The sequence below is a fragment of the Martinezella tropici genome, from assembly GCF_003287875.1.
GTDB lineage: Bacteria > Pseudomonadota > Alphaproteobacteria > Rhizobiales > Rhizobiaceae > Rhizobium > Rhizobium tropici_C.
This window is the reverse complement of sequence record NZ_QMKK01000015.1, coordinates 1-13,890: the sequence shown is the minus strand read 5'-3', so window position 1 is coordinate 13,890 and position 13,890 is coordinate 1. Positions and strand designations below refer to the sequence as shown.

The 13,890-nt window shown below is 59.6% G+C and carries 15 protein-coding genes and 1 pseudogene; 4 read left to right on the top strand and 12 right to left on the bottom strand.

The genetic code is table 11. From position 1 onward, the window contains the following. The first annotated feature begins 3 nt into the window (after window positions 1-3). Entirely contained in the window at window positions 4-1,203 is a 1,200-nt protein-coding gene (locus DQ393_RS00935) for a hypothetical protein (protein WP_112339951.1), read from the top strand. Here the strand turns inward: DQ393_RS00935 and DQ393_RS00930 are convergent. From DQ393_RS00930 to DQ393_RS00915, 4 genes are all read right to left on the bottom strand, one after another. Next, window positions 1,189-1,422 (bottom strand): BolA family protein, encoded by a 234-nt coding sequence (locus DQ393_RS00930; RefSeq protein WP_004108912.1) that lies wholly within the window; start codon window positions 1,420-1,422, stop codon window positions 1,189-1,191. The genes DQ393_RS00935 and DQ393_RS00930 overlap by 15 nt on opposite strands. A gap of 15 nt (window positions 1,423-1,437) precedes the next feature. After that, a complete protein-coding gene (gene purL / locus DQ393_RS00925; RefSeq protein ID WP_112339950.1) occupies window positions 1,438-3,669 on the bottom strand; it encodes a phosphoribosylformylglycinamidine synthase subunit PurL in 2,232 nt (743 codons plus the stop codon). A gap of 170 nt (window positions 3,670-3,839) precedes the next feature. Then, window positions 3,840-4,442, bottom strand: a complete 603-nt coding sequence (locus DQ393_RS00920) for an acyloxyacyl hydrolase (RefSeq protein WP_112339949.1) — start codon at window positions 4,440-4,442, stop codon at window positions 3,840-3,842. A gap of 120 nt (window positions 4,443-4,562) precedes the next feature. Then, window positions 4,563-5,981: a PLP-dependent aminotransferase family protein gene (locus DQ393_RS00915; protein WP_112339948.1), complete on the bottom strand. Its 1,419-nt coding sequence runs from the start codon at window positions 5,979-5,981 to the stop codon at window positions 4,563-4,565. A 105-nt stretch (window positions 5,982-6,086) separates the two neighbouring features. On the opposite strand from DQ393_RS00915, the gene DQ393_RS00910 reads away from it, so the two are divergent. Continuing rightward, on the top strand, window positions 6,087-6,332 hold the full coding sequence (locus DQ393_RS00910) for a DUF1127 domain-containing protein (protein ID WP_112340019.1): 246 nt from the start codon (window positions 6,087-6,089) through the stop codon (window positions 6,330-6,332). Window positions 6,333-6,371: 39 nt separating this feature from the next. On the opposite strand, the pseudogene DQ393_RS00905 reads toward DQ393_RS00910, so the two are convergent. The 6 genes and pseudogenes from DQ393_RS00905 to DQ393_RS00880 form a co-directional block, all read right to left on the bottom strand. Then, window positions 6,372-6,903, bottom strand: a pseudogene (locus DQ393_RS00905) (AAA family ATPase). 81 nt (window positions 6,904-6,984) lie between these two features. Further along, the gene (locus DQ393_RS00900) at window positions 6,985-7,392 is read right to left on the bottom strand and encodes a hypothetical protein (RefSeq protein WP_112339947.1); all 408 of its coding nucleotides are present in this window, start codon (window positions 7,390-7,392) and stop codon (window positions 6,985-6,987) included. Window positions 7,393-7,515: 123 nt separating this feature from the next. Continuing rightward, window positions 7,516-8,187: a phosphoribosylformylglycinamidine synthase subunit PurQ gene (gene purQ / locus DQ393_RS00895; RefSeq protein ID WP_095435003.1), complete on the bottom strand. Its 672-nt coding sequence runs from the start codon at window positions 8,185-8,187 to the stop codon at window positions 7,516-7,518. A 103-nt stretch (window positions 8,188-8,290) separates the two neighbouring features. Continuing rightward, window positions 8,291-8,533, bottom strand: coding sequence for a phosphoribosylformylglycinamidine synthase subunit PurS (gene purS, locus DQ393_RS00890; protein ID WP_112339946.1), 243 nt, complete (start codon window positions 8,531-8,533; stop codon window positions 8,291-8,293). Between the two features lie 17 nt (window positions 8,534-8,550). Beyond that, complete coding sequence (purC, locus tag DQ393_RS00885; RefSeq protein WP_112339945.1) at window positions 8,551-9,315, bottom strand: phosphoribosylaminoimidazolesuccinocarboxamide synthase; 765 nt, start codon at window positions 9,313-9,315, stop codon at window positions 8,551-8,553. Between the two features lie 265 nt (window positions 9,316-9,580). Further along, window positions 9,581-10,135 (bottom strand): RBBP9/YdeN family alpha/beta hydrolase, encoded by a 555-nt coding sequence (locus tag DQ393_RS00880; RefSeq protein ID WP_112339944.1) that lies wholly within the window; start codon window positions 10,133-10,135, stop codon window positions 9,581-9,583. A gap of 170 nt (window positions 10,136-10,305) precedes the next feature. Here DQ393_RS00880 and DQ393_RS00875 point away from each other — a divergent pair, with 170 nt between their 5' ends. Both DQ393_RS00875 and DQ393_RS00870 read left to right on the top strand, forming a co-directional pair. Beyond that, window positions 10,306-11,112, top strand: coding sequence for a DUF2189 domain-containing protein (locus DQ393_RS00875; protein WP_112340018.1), 807 nt, complete (start codon window positions 10,306-10,308; stop codon window positions 11,110-11,112). A 127-nt stretch (window positions 11,113-11,239) separates the two neighbouring features. Then, window positions 11,240-11,680: a low affinity iron permease family protein gene (locus DQ393_RS00870; protein ID WP_112340017.1), complete on the top strand. Its 441-nt coding sequence runs from the start codon at window positions 11,240-11,242 to the stop codon at window positions 11,678-11,680. Between the two features lie 11 nt (window positions 11,681-11,691). Here DQ393_RS00870 and DQ393_RS33740 read toward each other — a convergent pair whose 3' ends face one another. Together DQ393_RS33740 and DQ393_RS00860 are read right to left on the bottom strand one after the other, a co-directional pair. Continuing rightward, a complete protein-coding gene (locus DQ393_RS33740) occupies window positions 11,692-12,456 on the bottom strand; it encodes a hypothetical protein (RefSeq protein ID WP_245430228.1) in 765 nt (254 codons plus the stop codon). A 209-nt stretch (window positions 12,457-12,665) separates the two neighbouring features. Continuing rightward, a complete protein-coding gene (locus tag DQ393_RS00860) occupies window positions 12,666-13,790 on the bottom strand; it encodes an IS110 family transposase (protein WP_112339943.1) in 1,125 nt (374 codons plus the stop codon). Between the last annotated feature and the right edge of the window lie 100 nt (window positions 13,791-13,890).

Sequence of the window (13,890 nt, the reverse complement as noted above, 5' to 3'; positions counted from 1 at the left end):
CAGATGAATAATATCAAGAAGAGGGTGGTTCTCCACTTCCCTGGTTTCGAGCCGTTGGATGCGGCAGCGCATCGGGCTCGCTACGGGCGTTCGGCGCAGCAGAGCGCCGCAGTCTGGGATTTTTCGGTTTCCGTCGACGAGCTGAAAAACTTCGGCCGGGCACCCTGTTTCGATGTGACCGCAGCGGCTGCGGATTGGCAGACGCAGAGCCGCATTCATATCGTCGATCACAACGATCTTGTCTCGGCCTTGAACGGCAGGCCGTTCTTTACGCGGCTCATGCAGGGATATCTTGCCGCCGCAAGGGTTGCCGTTTCGGGCGGGATGGTCGGTTATTTCCGTCACGCCTGGCGCTTCGGCCTGTTTTTCGTCTTTCCCTTTCTGTTGATGCTTGCGGGGCTGTCGATCAGCCTTTCCATCGCCTTCACGCCGTTCGTATTCGGCCTGCCGGCCTGGAGCCATATCGGCAGCATCGCGCTGGCCGTCGCATTCTTCGTCTATGTATTTCTGCCGCAGGCGGAGAAGTTGCATACGCTGCATCTTTTCTCCGACTGGGAAATGGCGGTGGCCATGGCGGGAGTGAACGGGCTCGGCGCCAAGCAATGGCTGGAGGCGAGCGCGATCAGCGTGCGTCAGGCCCTGGATGAGCCCGATATCGACGAATTCGTTATTTCCTCACATAGCATGGGCTCGTCCGTTGCCACTCATGTGATCGGCCTGCTGCTCGAGCGGGAGCCGGAACTATTGCAGGGCAAGCGCGTGGTATTCATGACGCTCGGCAGCGCCATTCTGCAATGCGCCCTTATGCGGCCGGCATCCGAGCTGCGCTCGCGTGTCGGGCTGATCGCACGTTGCAAGGAGATCTTCTGGCTCGATGTTCATTGTCTGACCGACGCGATTCACTTTTATAAGGCGAAGGTCGCCGCCGTTTGCGGGCATACGGATGCGGCGCAGGCTTCGATCCTCTTCGTGCGTTTCAAGCAGATGCTGTCGCAGAAGCATTACAGGAAGATCAAGCGCGATTTCCTGCGGGTTCACCGGCAATATGTCCTCGGCCCCGATGTGAAAGCCTTCTTCGATTTCACGCTGATGACGGCCGGTCCGCTGCCGGTGTCGGATTTCGCTGAGTTCTCATCGAAGAGATTGCCGGAGCTGAGCTTCAACTCCGGCGAAGAGGCAAAGGTGCTCTCAGTCGGGCGCTGACGTCTGTAGCGCAAGGGCGTGCAGCACACCGCCCATATTGCCCTTCAGGGCATCATAGACCATCTGGTGCTGCTGCACGCGGCTCTTGCCGCGGAAGGCTTCCGCGACAACTTCGGCGGCATAGTGATCGCCATCCCCGGCCAGGTCGCGAATCGTCACCTTGGCGCCGGGAATGCCGGCCTTGATCATGTCTTCGATATCGCCGGGGTTCATGGGCATGAGTGGTACCTCGATTTATTCAGCAGCGGCAAGCGAGCCGCCATCCATGAAGGCAGGAAACCACGATTCATGCGCCTCGCGCAACTGTTCAACCGGAAGCGTTAACAGGCCACTGATGGCAAGCGCATCGCCGCCGACTGTTCCAAGACGGCGGAAGGGCACTCCGGCGCTTTCCGCATTGATGCAGACGAAATCGGCGACATCGGCCGGAACGGCGATGACGTAACGGGCCTGATCCTCACCGAAAAGCGCTGCATGCGGCAAAGTTTTGCATTCCGCGAGGTCGACACGCAGACCCTTGCCGGATGCCATTGCCACTTCTGCGAGTGCCAACGCCAGTCCGCCGGACGATATGTCGTGGCAAGCCGTGACCTGGCCGTTGCGGATGGCGGAGCGGACGAAATCGCCATTGCGGCGCTCGGCAAAGAGATCGACTTCCGGAGCAGGGCCATCGGTCGAGCCGACGATATCGCGCAGATAGATCGAGGAGCCGAGATGGCTGCCGTCGACACCGATCATCAAAACGTGGTCACCTTCCGAAGCGGAGCCGATGCGGGCCATGGCCTTCCAATCTGGCAGCAGGCCAACGCCGGCGATGGTTGGGGTCGGGAGGATTGCGACGCCATTGGTCTCGTTGTAGAGCGAGACATTGCCCGAAACGATCGGGAAATCCAGCGCGCGGCAGGCTTCGCCGATGCCTTTAACGGCGCCGACGAACTGGCCCATGATTTCGGGTTTTTCCGGATTGCCGAAGTTCAGATTGTCGGTCGCAGCCAGCGGCTCGGCGCCGGTCGCCGTGATGTTGCGCCAGCATTCGGCCACGGCCTGCTTGCCGCCTTCGAACGGATCGGCTTCGACATAGCGCGGCGTCACGTCGGAGGAGAAGGCGAGAGCCTTAGTCGCATGGCCTTCGACGCGGACGACGCCGGCGTCACCGCCGGGAAGCTGCAGCGAATTGCCCTGGATAAGCGTGTCATATTGCTCATAGACCCAGCGGCGGCTGGACTGGTTGGCGGAGCCAACGAGCGTCAGCAGAGCCTGACCGTAGTCTTCCGGGGCTGCGACGAGATCGGCCGGCAGGGCTGCGCGCTTGTCTGACTCGCGCCACGGGCGGTCATATTCCGGTGCCTGATCTCCGAGATCCTTGATCGGCAGATTGGCGACTTCTTCGCCCTGATGGATGACGCGGAAGCGCAGATCATCCGTCGTCTTGCCGACGATGGCGAAATCCAGACCCCACTTGACGAAGATCGCCTTGGCGACGGTTTCCTTTTCCGGCTGCAGCACCATGAGCATGCGCTCCTGGCTTTCCGACAGCATCATTTCATAGGCCGTCATCCGCTCTTCGCGCACGGGCACCTTGTCGAGATCGAGCTCGATGCCGAGGTCGCCCTTGGCGCCCATTTCGACGGCGGAGCAGGTGAGGCCGGCGGCACCCATGTCCTGAATGGCGATGACGGCACCCGTCTGCATCAGTTCCAGGCAGGCTTCCAGCAGGCATTTTTCGGTGAAGGGGTCGCCGACCTGAACGGTCGGGCGCTTTTCCTCGATCGATTCGTCGAATTCGGCGGACGCCATGGTGGCGCCGCCGACGCCATCACGGCCGGTCTTGGCGCCGAGATAGACGACCGGGAGGCCAACGCCCTTGGCTTCCGACAGGAAGATCGCATTGGACTTGGCAAGGCCGGCCGCAAAGGCGTTGACCAGAATATTGCCGTTGTAGCGCGCATCGAATTCGACTTCGCCGCCGACTGTGGGAACGCCGAAGGAATTGCCGTAGCCGCCCACACCGGCGACGACGCCGGAGACGAGATGGCGGGTCTTCGGATGATCCGGCTCGCCGAAACGCAGGGCGTTCATGGCAGCGATCGGGCGAGCGCCCATGGTGAAGACGTCGCGCAGAATGCCGCCGACGCCGGTCGCAGCGCCCTGATACGGCTCGATGTAGGAGGGGTGGTTGTGGCTCTCCATCTTGAAGACGACGCAATCGCCGTCATCGATGTCGACCACGCCGGCATTCTCGCCCGGACCCTGGATGACGCGCGGTCCCTTGGTCGGCAGCGTGCGTAGCCACTTCTTGGAGGATTTGTACGAGCAGTGCTCGTTCCACATGGCGGAGAAGATGCCGAGCTCGGTAAAGGAGGGCTCGCGGCCGATCAGATCCAGAATGCGCTGATATTCATCCGGCTTCAGGCCGTGGGCGGCAATCAGTTCGGGGGTGATCTGGATCGAATTGGAAATGGTCATGGGCGCTCGAGTGTCCTTGCCTGTAAAGGATTTGAAGACCGGTCAGGGATCGGGGTCTCTTTAGCGCAACTCTCCCTGTCGTGCGACAGGAAAATCACCGGCGTTCACAACACGCCGGCATTGATGCTGGAGAAGTCGGTTGCGCGGCCATTGAAGGTCGCGCGAGATCGTCAGAATTTATAGCCAACCATGACGCCTGCGCGCGTCATGCCGCCATTGGGACCATCGCAGAGATTGGCATGCGACGCATGCGCGATCTGCGCCATCACGTTCCAATGGCTGTCGAAGTTATAGCCGAGGCCGGCATATTCGTGGAACAGCAGGCGGCAGCCGAGCATCGGGCCATGATCCTGCCAATCGTGGAGATTGCCGGTGTGCACCGTGCCGCCGAAGCCGACTTCCGTGAAGATGCCGTTGCTATGCGTGAGTGTCCAGGAAAGGCCACCATAGACCTGGGTCGCCGACCCTCCGGTGCCGATCGAAGTTCCCAGATGAATACGCGGATGGGTCAGCTGGTCTTTCCAATCTGCGGTCGGATTGTAACCAAACGGATTGAACAACACCTGGACGTCCGGAAAGACGCCATTTTCGTGATCATATCCGCTCTGAACCGATCCGCTCGCGCCAAATCGCAATTCATCGAAGATCTTGGCTTGAGGGGCAACCGCAACCGTGTCTGCGGCGGTTGCGATGGATTGACCTGCTATGAATGCGGAACTGATTACCAGAAAACTCGTAACTAAACGCTTGCTTAAATAGCCTGCAATAGCCATGCACTCCCCCTGGTGTGGCGGGCGAATCCTGACTTATTGATAGAATGGTAGCGTCCTAAGAGTCGAGATGATGCAATAGTATTTCCGCAAGATGTCCGTCGATAAATTGATAAGACTTGCTTAAATGTGACTATCGTATGTCGATGAACCGTTTTCCAACAACCTACGCAATATTATGAAGCCGTCTGCAACATCTTCTCGTTGCGGTGGTGAGGAGAAGGCGATGCGGACCCTGTGGAAAACCCGTTCGATTCGTGCTGCCTTGAATTCGTCTTCGTCATCGATCAGCACCCCCTCGGCGAGGGCGGCGTTCTTGAATGTGCCCGAAAGCCAGGGCTCGGGCAGCTTCAGCCATAGGAACGGCAGATGCGGATGCGAGTTGAACTCGAAACCGGCCAGCGCCTCGCGCGCGATCAATTCGCGCGCCCTGATCTCCTCGACCGATTTGCGGCGCAGTTCCAGCGCGTGACCGCCAAGTACGAGCCGGGCGCAGGTCTCCGCCAGAATAAAGGGCAGGCCGCCGGTCGTCATCTTGTGGGTGACCTTGATGCGCTGGGCAAAATGCGGCGGGCAGGCGACCCAGCCGCCGCGTACCCCCGCCGTGACCGACTTCGACAGGCTGCTGACCACGAAAGTCCGTTCCGGCGCGATGGCGGCCATAAGCGGATTGGGGTCGCCGGTCATGCCGCCATAGAGGTCGTCCTCGATCAGCCAGACGCTGTGCCGGCGTGCGATGGCGGCGATTGCCCGGCGTCTGGATTCCGGCATTGTCACCAGCGTGGGATTATGTGCCGTCGGCATCACGAAGGCGAGGCGCGGATGCTGCTGCTGGCAAAGGCGCTCAAAATCCTCCGGGATCATGCCGTGCTCGTCTGAATCCACCAGGATCGAGCGGCGCCCGAGCAGGCGCGCGGCGCGGCTGATCTGCGTATAGGTCAGGTTCTCGAAGACGATCTTGTCGCCCGGCGACGTGACGGCCGAAATGACTGCGATGGCGGCGGCGTGGGCGCCGAGCGTCGGCACGATCGTCTCGATTGCCGGCTGCCAGCCGTTGCGGGCGAGCCAGATTTGTCCCGCCTGGAACCAGCTTGCCGGGAAATTCCGGGAATAGGAGGAAATTTCCGTCTGATGCTCGCTGCTGATGTCGGCAAAGAGCCTGCCGATGATTTCGCCCTGGCCAATGTCGGGCGCCGCGGTCGTGTCGAAGCGTATCTTCGCTTCCGGCGTATTCAGGCCGCGCGTGCCGGCAAGCGCCTGAGTGATCGGATCGACGAGCTCGATCTGCTTGCCGTTCGAGCGTTCCAGCACATAAGTGCCGCGGCCGACTTCGCCGGCCACGAGGCCGCGTTCATGCACGAGCGCATAGGCCCGGCTTATGGTGCCGATGGTGACGCCGATGTCATAGGCAAGATTGCGCTGTGGCGGCAGCTTGGTGCCGGGCGGCAAAACGCCATGGGTAATCGCGTGTTCGATGGCATCGGCGACGCGGATATAGACCGGGCCAGTTCCGCTGGAAATGTCAGGAAGCCAATTTGTCATAATGACAATTTCCTAGATTGTCTCTGTTATGGAGTCAAGCGTATGAGTCAATTTGTATCGTTTGGCTCGATACGCGAAAATTGTCACCATCATGTGAGAATGAAGATGAGTACAATAGATGCAATCTGCGCGACCAAGGCGCAAGACGCGTCCTCGGTAGGCGTAAAAGTCCGGACGGCGCAGCCAAGGCCGCATCCGGCGCTTCGGCTTTGGAATATTTATCTGCATTGGCTGGAAAAGCGCGAGAGCCGCTGGGTCCTACGAGACCTGACGGATGATCAGCTGCGCGACATCGGCCTGACGCGGCTCGAGGCGGCGACGGAAGCCAAGAAGTCGTTCTTCTGGGATTGAACGGGCGGATAAACCTGGGCAGCCCTGCCTGTCCGCCGCCTATTCGAGGTCCAGAACGGAATATATGAAGTCAGCGCGTTCCTCGATGCCGATCTTCGGCAGGACATGCACCTCATAGCCGAGCGCGGGATAGGCGGCGGTCAATCGGTCGTATTCCGCAACCGCCGCCGTAAAATCGTGCCTTCTTTCGCGATCGCCGACATAGATTTCCGGCCATGGCGGGGTCAGGAAGACATGCCTGTTGTAGCGGTGCAGTTGACCGAGTGCAGCCAGCACGGGCTCGCCCGTCAAATGCTCGAGACGATGCGGCGTCGATCAAGCCTCTGTCGAAGAAGACAATCCCCGGAAACGCTATTGCTTTCTCGCGATCTGCGAGCGACATGGCGATTGCCCGGCGCGCGAATGCCGGTGCATCGACCCATGGCAAAGCGGAGCCGCCGCTTTCCAACTCCTCGACGACGATGCGTCGCCCCGGCTCTTCGATAGCCTGGTGCCCGCGGCGCTTGAGCGCTTCCAATAGGGTGGATTTTCCACCTCCCGAGCAGCCGGAAAGAATGACAAACCTGTCCATGACCATGATCCCTGAGAGTGAGGGGACGTCATGCGCCGGTGTAATTGTGGCTCAGGCGGAAAACAGCCTCGGGCCTTTGGCCTAGCTGCAAGCCTTGGAGCCACCAGCCCAGCGATTGACGTCGCCGGTGATGCGGCCGCCAGAGGCACCCGACATCATCGGACCGAAGGCCTGCAATTGTGCGGGATTGCCTTCCGCTTGCACGACGAGCGACGGCCGGCCGGTCGGGTGTTTCTTGTCGACCACAAGAATGCGCGGGCGACCGGTAAAGGAGTTGAGCTCCGGAGAGAGCTGATAACCGGCGAAGGCCGGGTCCGACGACTTGAACCAGCAGGCGCTGGCATTGAGCATGATACGTTCCATCGTCGACAGGGCGCTGTGATCCGTCGCGGTGATGGCCGGCGGCCGCGGGCCGCACGAAGTTACCAGCAGCCCAAGCGTCGCGATGGCGGCGGCGGAATAAAGTCCTGTCAGGAGGCGAGGGCGCATCAATCTCTTTCCAGTGAGGCGGTTAGGGCTGTTCTGCCGAGGTCTGCCGGATCATGGTTCGGCGCCGTGCCGTTTTATGCGAAGGCGCCGATTTCGTGGTTTCGATATAGGATCGGCCTGGTGTCAGGCGGCGACCACACCGAGCGCGGAGGCGAACAATCCGCGGCCGTCGCTGCCGCCATGGGCGGCCTCGATCAGGTTTTCCGGATGCGGCATCATGCCAAGCACGTTGCCCTTGGCGTTCATCACGCCGGCGATGTCGTTGACCGAGCCGTTGGGGTTCGTGCCTTCGGCGTAGCGGAAGACCACCTGGCCGTTGTCTTCGATCGCCTTCAGCGTCTCGGCATCGGCGAAATAGTTGCCGTCGTGATGCGCGACCGGGCTGCGGATGACCTGGCCCTTGGCGTAGGCGGCGGTGAAGTCCGTCTCGGCATTGACGACTTCCAGCTTCACTTCGCGGCAGACGAATTTCAGCGAGGCGTTGCGCATCAGCGCGCCAGGCAGCATGCCGGCTTCAAGCAGGATCTGGAAACCGTTGCAGACGCCCAAAACCTTGACGCCCTTGTCGGCCTTGTCCTTGATCGCCTGCATGATCGGCATGCGGGCGGCAATTGCTCCGCAGCGCAGATAATCGCCATAGGAGAAACCGCCGGGAATGACGATCAGGTCGACATCAGGGATTTCGGTTTCGGTCTGCCAGACCGTCACCGGCGCATGACCGGAAATCTTGGTCAGTGCCGCAATCATGTCGCGATCGCGATTGAGGCCGGGGAGTTGGACGACTGCTGATTTCATGATGCTGGTCCCGCAATAGGCGAAGAGTAATCGCTGGAATGGTCTTCGTGAGCCATACCCCATTGCCTCAGGCAAAGGAAGCACGGCTCGCGAAAGAGGACAATCAGTCGATCGAAATGCTGAAGTTCTCGATCACCGTGTTGGCGAGAAGCTTCTCGCACATGGCCCTGAGGTCCGCCTCGGCCTTGCCCTTGTCGGCACCTTCCAGCTCGAGGTCGAAGACCTTGCCCTGGCGGACCTGATGGACGCCGTCAAAGCCGAGTGCGCCGAGCGCACCTTCGATTGCCTTGCCCTGCGGATCGAGAACGCCGTTCTTCAGCGTGACGGTTACACGAGCCTTGATCACGATTGTCCTTTCTGAACTTACTTGACGAGAACCGGGCCCGTGCCGCGCACGGGTTCGTTTTCATTGATGATGCCGAGGCGGCGCGCCACTTCGGAATAGGCTTCCAACAGGCCGCCGAGGTCGCGGCGGAAACGATCCTTGTCCATCTTCTCCCGGGTTTCGATGTCCCAGAGACGGCAGCTGTCCGGTGAGATCTCGTCTGCCAGAATGATGCGCATCATGTCGCCTTCGAAGAGGCGGCCGCATTCGATCTTGAAATCGACGAGCTGGATGCCGACGCCGAGGAAAAGGCCGGTCATGAAATCGTTGACGCGGATGGCGAGTGCCATGATGTCATCGAGTTCGGCCGGATTGGCCCAGCCGAAAGCCGTGATGTGCTCCTCGGAGACCATCGGATCTTCGAGTGCGTCGGACTTGTAGTAGAACTCGATGATCGAGCGCGGCAGCACGACGCCTTCCTCGATGCCGAGGCGCTTGGCGAGCGAGCCGGCGGCGACATTGCGCACGACGATCTCGAGCGGAATCATCTCCACTTCCTTGATCAGCTGCTCGCGCATGTTGAGGCGGCGGATGAAGTGCGTGGGAATGCCGATCTTGTTCAGATGGCTGAAAATATATTCGCAGATGCGATTGTTCAGAACACCCTTGCCATCGATGACTTCGTGCTTCTTCTTGTTGAAGGCGGTGGCATCGTCCTTGAAGAACTGGATCAGCGTGCCCGGCTCAGGCCCTTCATAAAGGATCTTGGCCTTGCCCTCGTAAATACGGCGGCGACGGTTCATTGGTATTGTTCTCTGTCTTTGGCGCTTACGGTATAGCGCAAGTGGATCATATGTGGGCGTCCCCATAACGGATAAGAAGCGAATTCACAATCCGCCTGCGCCTCCTTCCTCGGAATTCCGGCCTTGACGGGGTGCCAATGCTGGGAATCGGGATCCTTTGCTAGCCTGTTTTACAGGCTTTTATCTGACGATGGAATGAAGGTGCCTGCTACTTCACAGGCTAGTGAGGCGAGGCGTGCTTCTACCCACCGTTGTTCCACCGCAATCAAGGCTTCAGCTGGCTGAGGAATTTGGCGAAGACCATCGTGCCTTCAGGCCAGGGACCATGCCCGGATTCGGTATTGATATGACCGGCTTCACCGGCATCGATCAGCAGCGAACCCCAGCTGCTGGCAACATCATCCGCATGCTCATAACTGCCGAAAGGATCGTTGCGGCTTGCAATGGTAACAGAGGGAAACGGCAGCGGATCGCGCGGATAGGGACCGAAGGTCATCAGATGCTTCGGCCGGATATCCGGATTGGCGACATCGGGCGGTGCCACGAAGAAGGCGCCGGCAATCTTGTTGCGGAAATGCGGGATCGCATGGATCGCCGAGGGGACGCCGAGCGAATGCGCGACGAGGACAACGGGCTTATCCGAAGCGTTCACTTCCTCGGCAATGCGGGCGACCCAGTCATCGCGCACCGGCTTCGACCATTCCGCCTGGTCCACGCGCCGCGCGGTCGAGAGCTTCTGCTCCCAGCGCGTCTGCCAGTGGTCGGGGCCGGAATTCGTATAACCGGGAATGATGAGAATGTTTGCGTCGGAGGCTTTCATGATTGCGCCGATGTGGAAAAGGGGAGCTCAACTGTCAAGTGAGAAAGGCGACAATTGCGGCAAAATTTGCTAATATCGCGGCTGCCGGTAGCGAATGAGGATGTCGGCAACCAATTTTGCCGCCATTTGCGCCGCCAGCCGAGCACATCGAGGTTGAGGAGGAGAGCATCATGACGGCCTTTCACGTCATGGCAGGAGCGGACCATACATTCAGCCGCCCGGCCATCCGCAAGATCGGCATTGCTGACCTCGTCGATGCCCTGAAAATGGGGCTGGACGACTTCAGCGAAAAGCCATCGCACTATGTGTTCCTGTGCCTGATGTATCCGATTGCAGGCATTGCGCTTGCGATCTGGAGCACGGACCAGAACCTGCTGCCACTGCTGTTTCCATTGATGTCAGGCTTTGCCCTGCTGGGTCCCATCGCGGCAATCGGCCTCTACGAGATCAGCCGACGGCGGGAGAAGGGGCTGGATACGTCATGGAGCCATGCTTTCGAGGTCCGTTTCTCACCAGCCTTGCCGTCGATCATCGTTGCCGGCCTCTTGCTGTTCGGCCTTTTCATCGTCTGGCTCTTCGTGGCGCAGAATCTCTACTTCTTCTATTTCGGTGATGGCGCGCCGCCGAAGCTCACATCCTTCGTGTCGACTATCCTGACCACGCCCGAAGGCATAGCGATGATGTTCTGGGGCAATCTCCTCGGCTTCATCTTTGCGCTTGTCGTGCTGGCGACCACGGTCGTTACCTTCCCGCTGCTGCTGGACCGCGATGTCGGCGTCGTGGCCGCGATCGACGCCAGCATCCGGGCGACGCTGATCAATCCGATACCGGTGGCGGTCTGGGGCCTGATTGTGGCGGCACTGCTGGTGATCGGCACGATTCCGATCTTTGCGGGGCTGGCCGTGATCATGCCCATACTCGGGCATGCCACCTGGCATCTCTATCGCAAGCTTGTGGTGCCAGCCGAGCCTCACTAGGCGCCGGCTTGTCATTGGTTCCCGTCTCCTAGGCGGGAACCAGCGTGACCTTGCAGCGTTGATCTGCGTCTATCCCGCGAACTGGAATAGTTCGAGAGATAGGTGGGTTCAGCCGAGGATGATGTTCATGGCAAGGCTTAAACATATCTTCGCTCGTTTCGCCACGGTGGTTTCAGAAGGGGCGGGAAAACCGGTTGTTTTCATACTGGCGCTGCTGTCGGTCGTCGTCTGGGGCTTGACCGGGCCGATCTTCAGCTTTTCCGAGACTTGGCAGCTCATCATAAACACAGGCACGACGATCATCACCTTCCTGATGGTCTTTTTGTTGCAGAACGCGCAGACGCGCGATACGCGTGCCATCCAGGCCAAGCTCAACGAACTCATCCTGACCAGTGCCGCGGAGAATCGCTTCATCGGCATCGAGAACCTGGACGAGGAGGATTTGAAGCATCTCGACCGTCTGGTGGAGAAGGCGGCCAGGCGTGACGACAACAGCAATAGAGGATCGCCGCAAAGGTCGGTCCGCCGGAAAAATCAGACGCGAAACGTAGAGGCGCCGAGCCGATAGACTCCAGTCGCCTAACGCTCCTGTCGCGCCTGGATCACGTAACGGTCGTGCATGTCCAGCTCGCCGGGATCGACCGATACGACCGACCGAACCCCGGTCTCGGACACGAGAATGAACGAGTAGGGGTCCGAGGTGGCGTCATCCGCAAGAAGCAACGATCTGCCGAGCAGTCGTGCAAGGCGTGCGCCACTTTCAATGATATCGGGCTGTTGAAGATCCCCCGAAAGATAGATGGTCACGATTTGCGAATAGGCGTCTTCCGATGCGCCACCGACCACGCAAGTGACGGGCGCATCGCGCATTTCGCCGATGTCGTGGACGATGTCCACGCTCTGCGTGCGCAGATCAAGCATCGCCGCGATGCGGCCTCTCAGCAGGTCATCGTCCGCCGGATGTTCCAGAACTGCGTCGAACCAGATCATTGCCTGCACACTGCGTTGGAATAATACTGCCGGGATCTTATCCGCAAAACAGGAGAAGCGGCGCGTTTTCCGCGCCGCTTCTTCAAAATCAGATCGATGGCCGTGCGAGCCTAGAGCCTTCTCGCTTTTCTTCGAATCGCGAAAACGCTCTATCCATTTGTATTTGCGCAATTCCGGACGGAAAACTGCTATGCACTTTTCCTGGAATTGCTCTAGGTCACATACCCATAAAATAGTTTTGGATTTGAAGAATTTGTGATTCTCATGTCCGTTTTCAAGGATTGGGGTATAGGTTTTCGTTTCGCTTTTCAGCGCCGAAAGAAACGGGCTGGTTATTGCAGGACGCGGCGGCATTGAGACGACGGTTGATCAGACTCTGATGCGCGGGTTGGATACCGCAGGACCGTGGTTCGTCTCGGGCCTTCCTCTGTCTCACATGGCGCGTGTTGCCGTTTCAGGCTCGCAGAATCACAACGAGGGTTACCCTGACCGGCCGCCACGCCCAGCAATAAACAGCGTGATGGAATTGAACTTGTTTTCTCCTTTCCCTTGATGCCTTTTCGTCAGGCTGCCTTTGTTGGGGTAATGGGAACTGTCGTCGCAATCGCCCAGGCGAAGGCAGCGAGCTCGCGCGCGATGGCGACGATGACGATGTTTGTGGGGCGGCCACTAGCCTGCATGCGCCGATATCGTTGGCATAGCCGCACCTGCGCCTTCCAGGCGATCGCCCTGATCGCTTCAGGCAGCCCCTCCGTTCGTTTCAGGATTTCCTGGCTTACACGCGCAGGCAATCTATAGGTCCATGCGCCTTCGACCAGCATGCGCCGCGCACGGGTGTTGCCGGCCTTCGTGATTGAACCCCGCGACACGCTGGCCCCGGTCGAGCGCTCTTTGGGAACCAGACCCAGCCATGCCATGAACTGCCGGGGATTGTTGAAGCGTCTGAAGTCGCCGATCTCCGATACCAGTGTCACCGCCGAGATCTGTGCGACACCGCGCAGGGCCTGGATCGCTTCGACGACAGGGTTAAGCGACCAGTCCGGCAAGAGCGCCACCATCTGCCGGGTCAACCGCTCACGCCGTTCCTCGATTTGCTCGATGGCACGAATATATTCTTCCATAGCGATCTGCTGCGCACGGTGATCAAAGCGCTGTGTCGCCAGCCAGTTTCGATGAGCTCTTGTCCAATGAGAGCGGCCTTCGAAGACCCGCCCGTGCCGGAGCAGGAACGATAAAAGATGCTGGCGCGCGCGCCGTAGATCCGAGACCGTCACTTCCCTTGCCCGGCAGAGATCGCGCATGGCCTCATGTGTCTCGTCGGGAACCCAGATGGACGACAGTTCACCAGCGCGCAACAACGCGGCAAGCGCGACAGCATCGCGGCGATCCGTCTTGATCTGAAGCCCCGGACGGGTCGGAACCAGCGATGGCGCGACGACAAGGCATTCATGGCCAAGATCGCGAAGTTGACGATACAATCCATAACCTGTCGGGCCGGCCTCATAGCAAAGGCACAGGCGTCCGTGACGTCCAGCAAGCTTGTCGACAAATTTGCGCACCGCATCAGCACGGTTGGCAATTTCGCCGTAATAGCGAACCTCACCTTTGCGGCCCGCTTCCGCCAGACCGATCGCGATTTTTTCCTTGCTCACATCCAAACCAACGTAAACTGCGATATCATCGACCACGGCTCGTCTCCTATGTTTGAGGCTCTGGCGCTGCAGCTAACCCTCGTTCTGAACATAATGCGAGACGAGCCACCCTGCCGGCTAAGGACATGGGGTCTCA

Bases quoted from the DNA above. Each gene is read 5' to 3' on its own strand.
- DQ393_RS00935 (WP_112339951.1), top strand. From the start codon at position 4: ATGAATAATATCAAGAAGAGGGTGGTTCTCCACTTCCCTGGTTTCGAG.
- DQ393_RS00930 (WP_004108912.1), bottom strand. From the start codon at position 1,422: ATGCCCATGAACCCCGGCGATATCGAAGACATGATCAAGGCCGGCATT.
- purL (WP_112339950.1), bottom strand. From the start codon at position 3,669: ATGACCATTTCCAATTCGATCCAGATCACCCCCGAACTGATTGCCGCC.
- DQ393_RS00920 (WP_112339949.1), bottom strand. From the start codon at position 4,442: ATGGCTATTGCAGGCTATTTAAGCAAGCGTTTAGTTACGAGTTTTCTG.
- DQ393_RS00915 (WP_112339948.1), bottom strand. From the start codon at position 5,981: ATGACAAATTGGCTTCCTGACATTTCCAGCGGAACTGGCCCGGTCTAT.
- DQ393_RS00910 (WP_112340019.1), top strand. From the start codon at position 6,087: ATGAGTACAATAGATGCAATCTGCGCGACCAAGGCGCAAGACGCGTCC.
- DQ393_RS00900 (WP_112339947.1), bottom strand. From the start codon at position 7,392: ATGCGCCCTCGCCTCCTGACAGGACTTTATTCCGCCGCCGCCATCGCG.
- purQ (WP_095435003.1), bottom strand. From the start codon at position 8,187: ATGAAATCAGCAGTCGTCCAACTCCCCGGCCTCAATCGCGATCGCGAC.
- purC (WP_112339945.1), bottom strand. From the start codon at position 9,315: ATGAACCGTCGCCGCCGTATTTACGAGGGCAAGGCCAAGATCCTTTAT.
- DQ393_RS00880 (WP_112339944.1), bottom strand. From the start codon at position 10,135: ATGAAAGCCTCCGACGCAAACATTCTCATCATTCCCGGTTATACGAAT.
- DQ393_RS00875 (WP_112340018.1), top strand. From the start codon at position 10,306: ATGACGGCCTTTCACGTCATGGCAGGAGCGGACCATACATTCAGCCGC.
- DQ393_RS00870 (WP_112340017.1), top strand. From the start codon at position 11,240: ATGGCAAGGCTTAAACATATCTTCGCTCGTTTCGCCACGGTGGTTTCA.
- DQ393_RS33740 (WP_245430228.1), bottom strand. From the start codon at position 12,456: ATGCCGCCGCGTCCTGCAATAACCAGCCCGTTTCTTTCGGCGCTGAAA.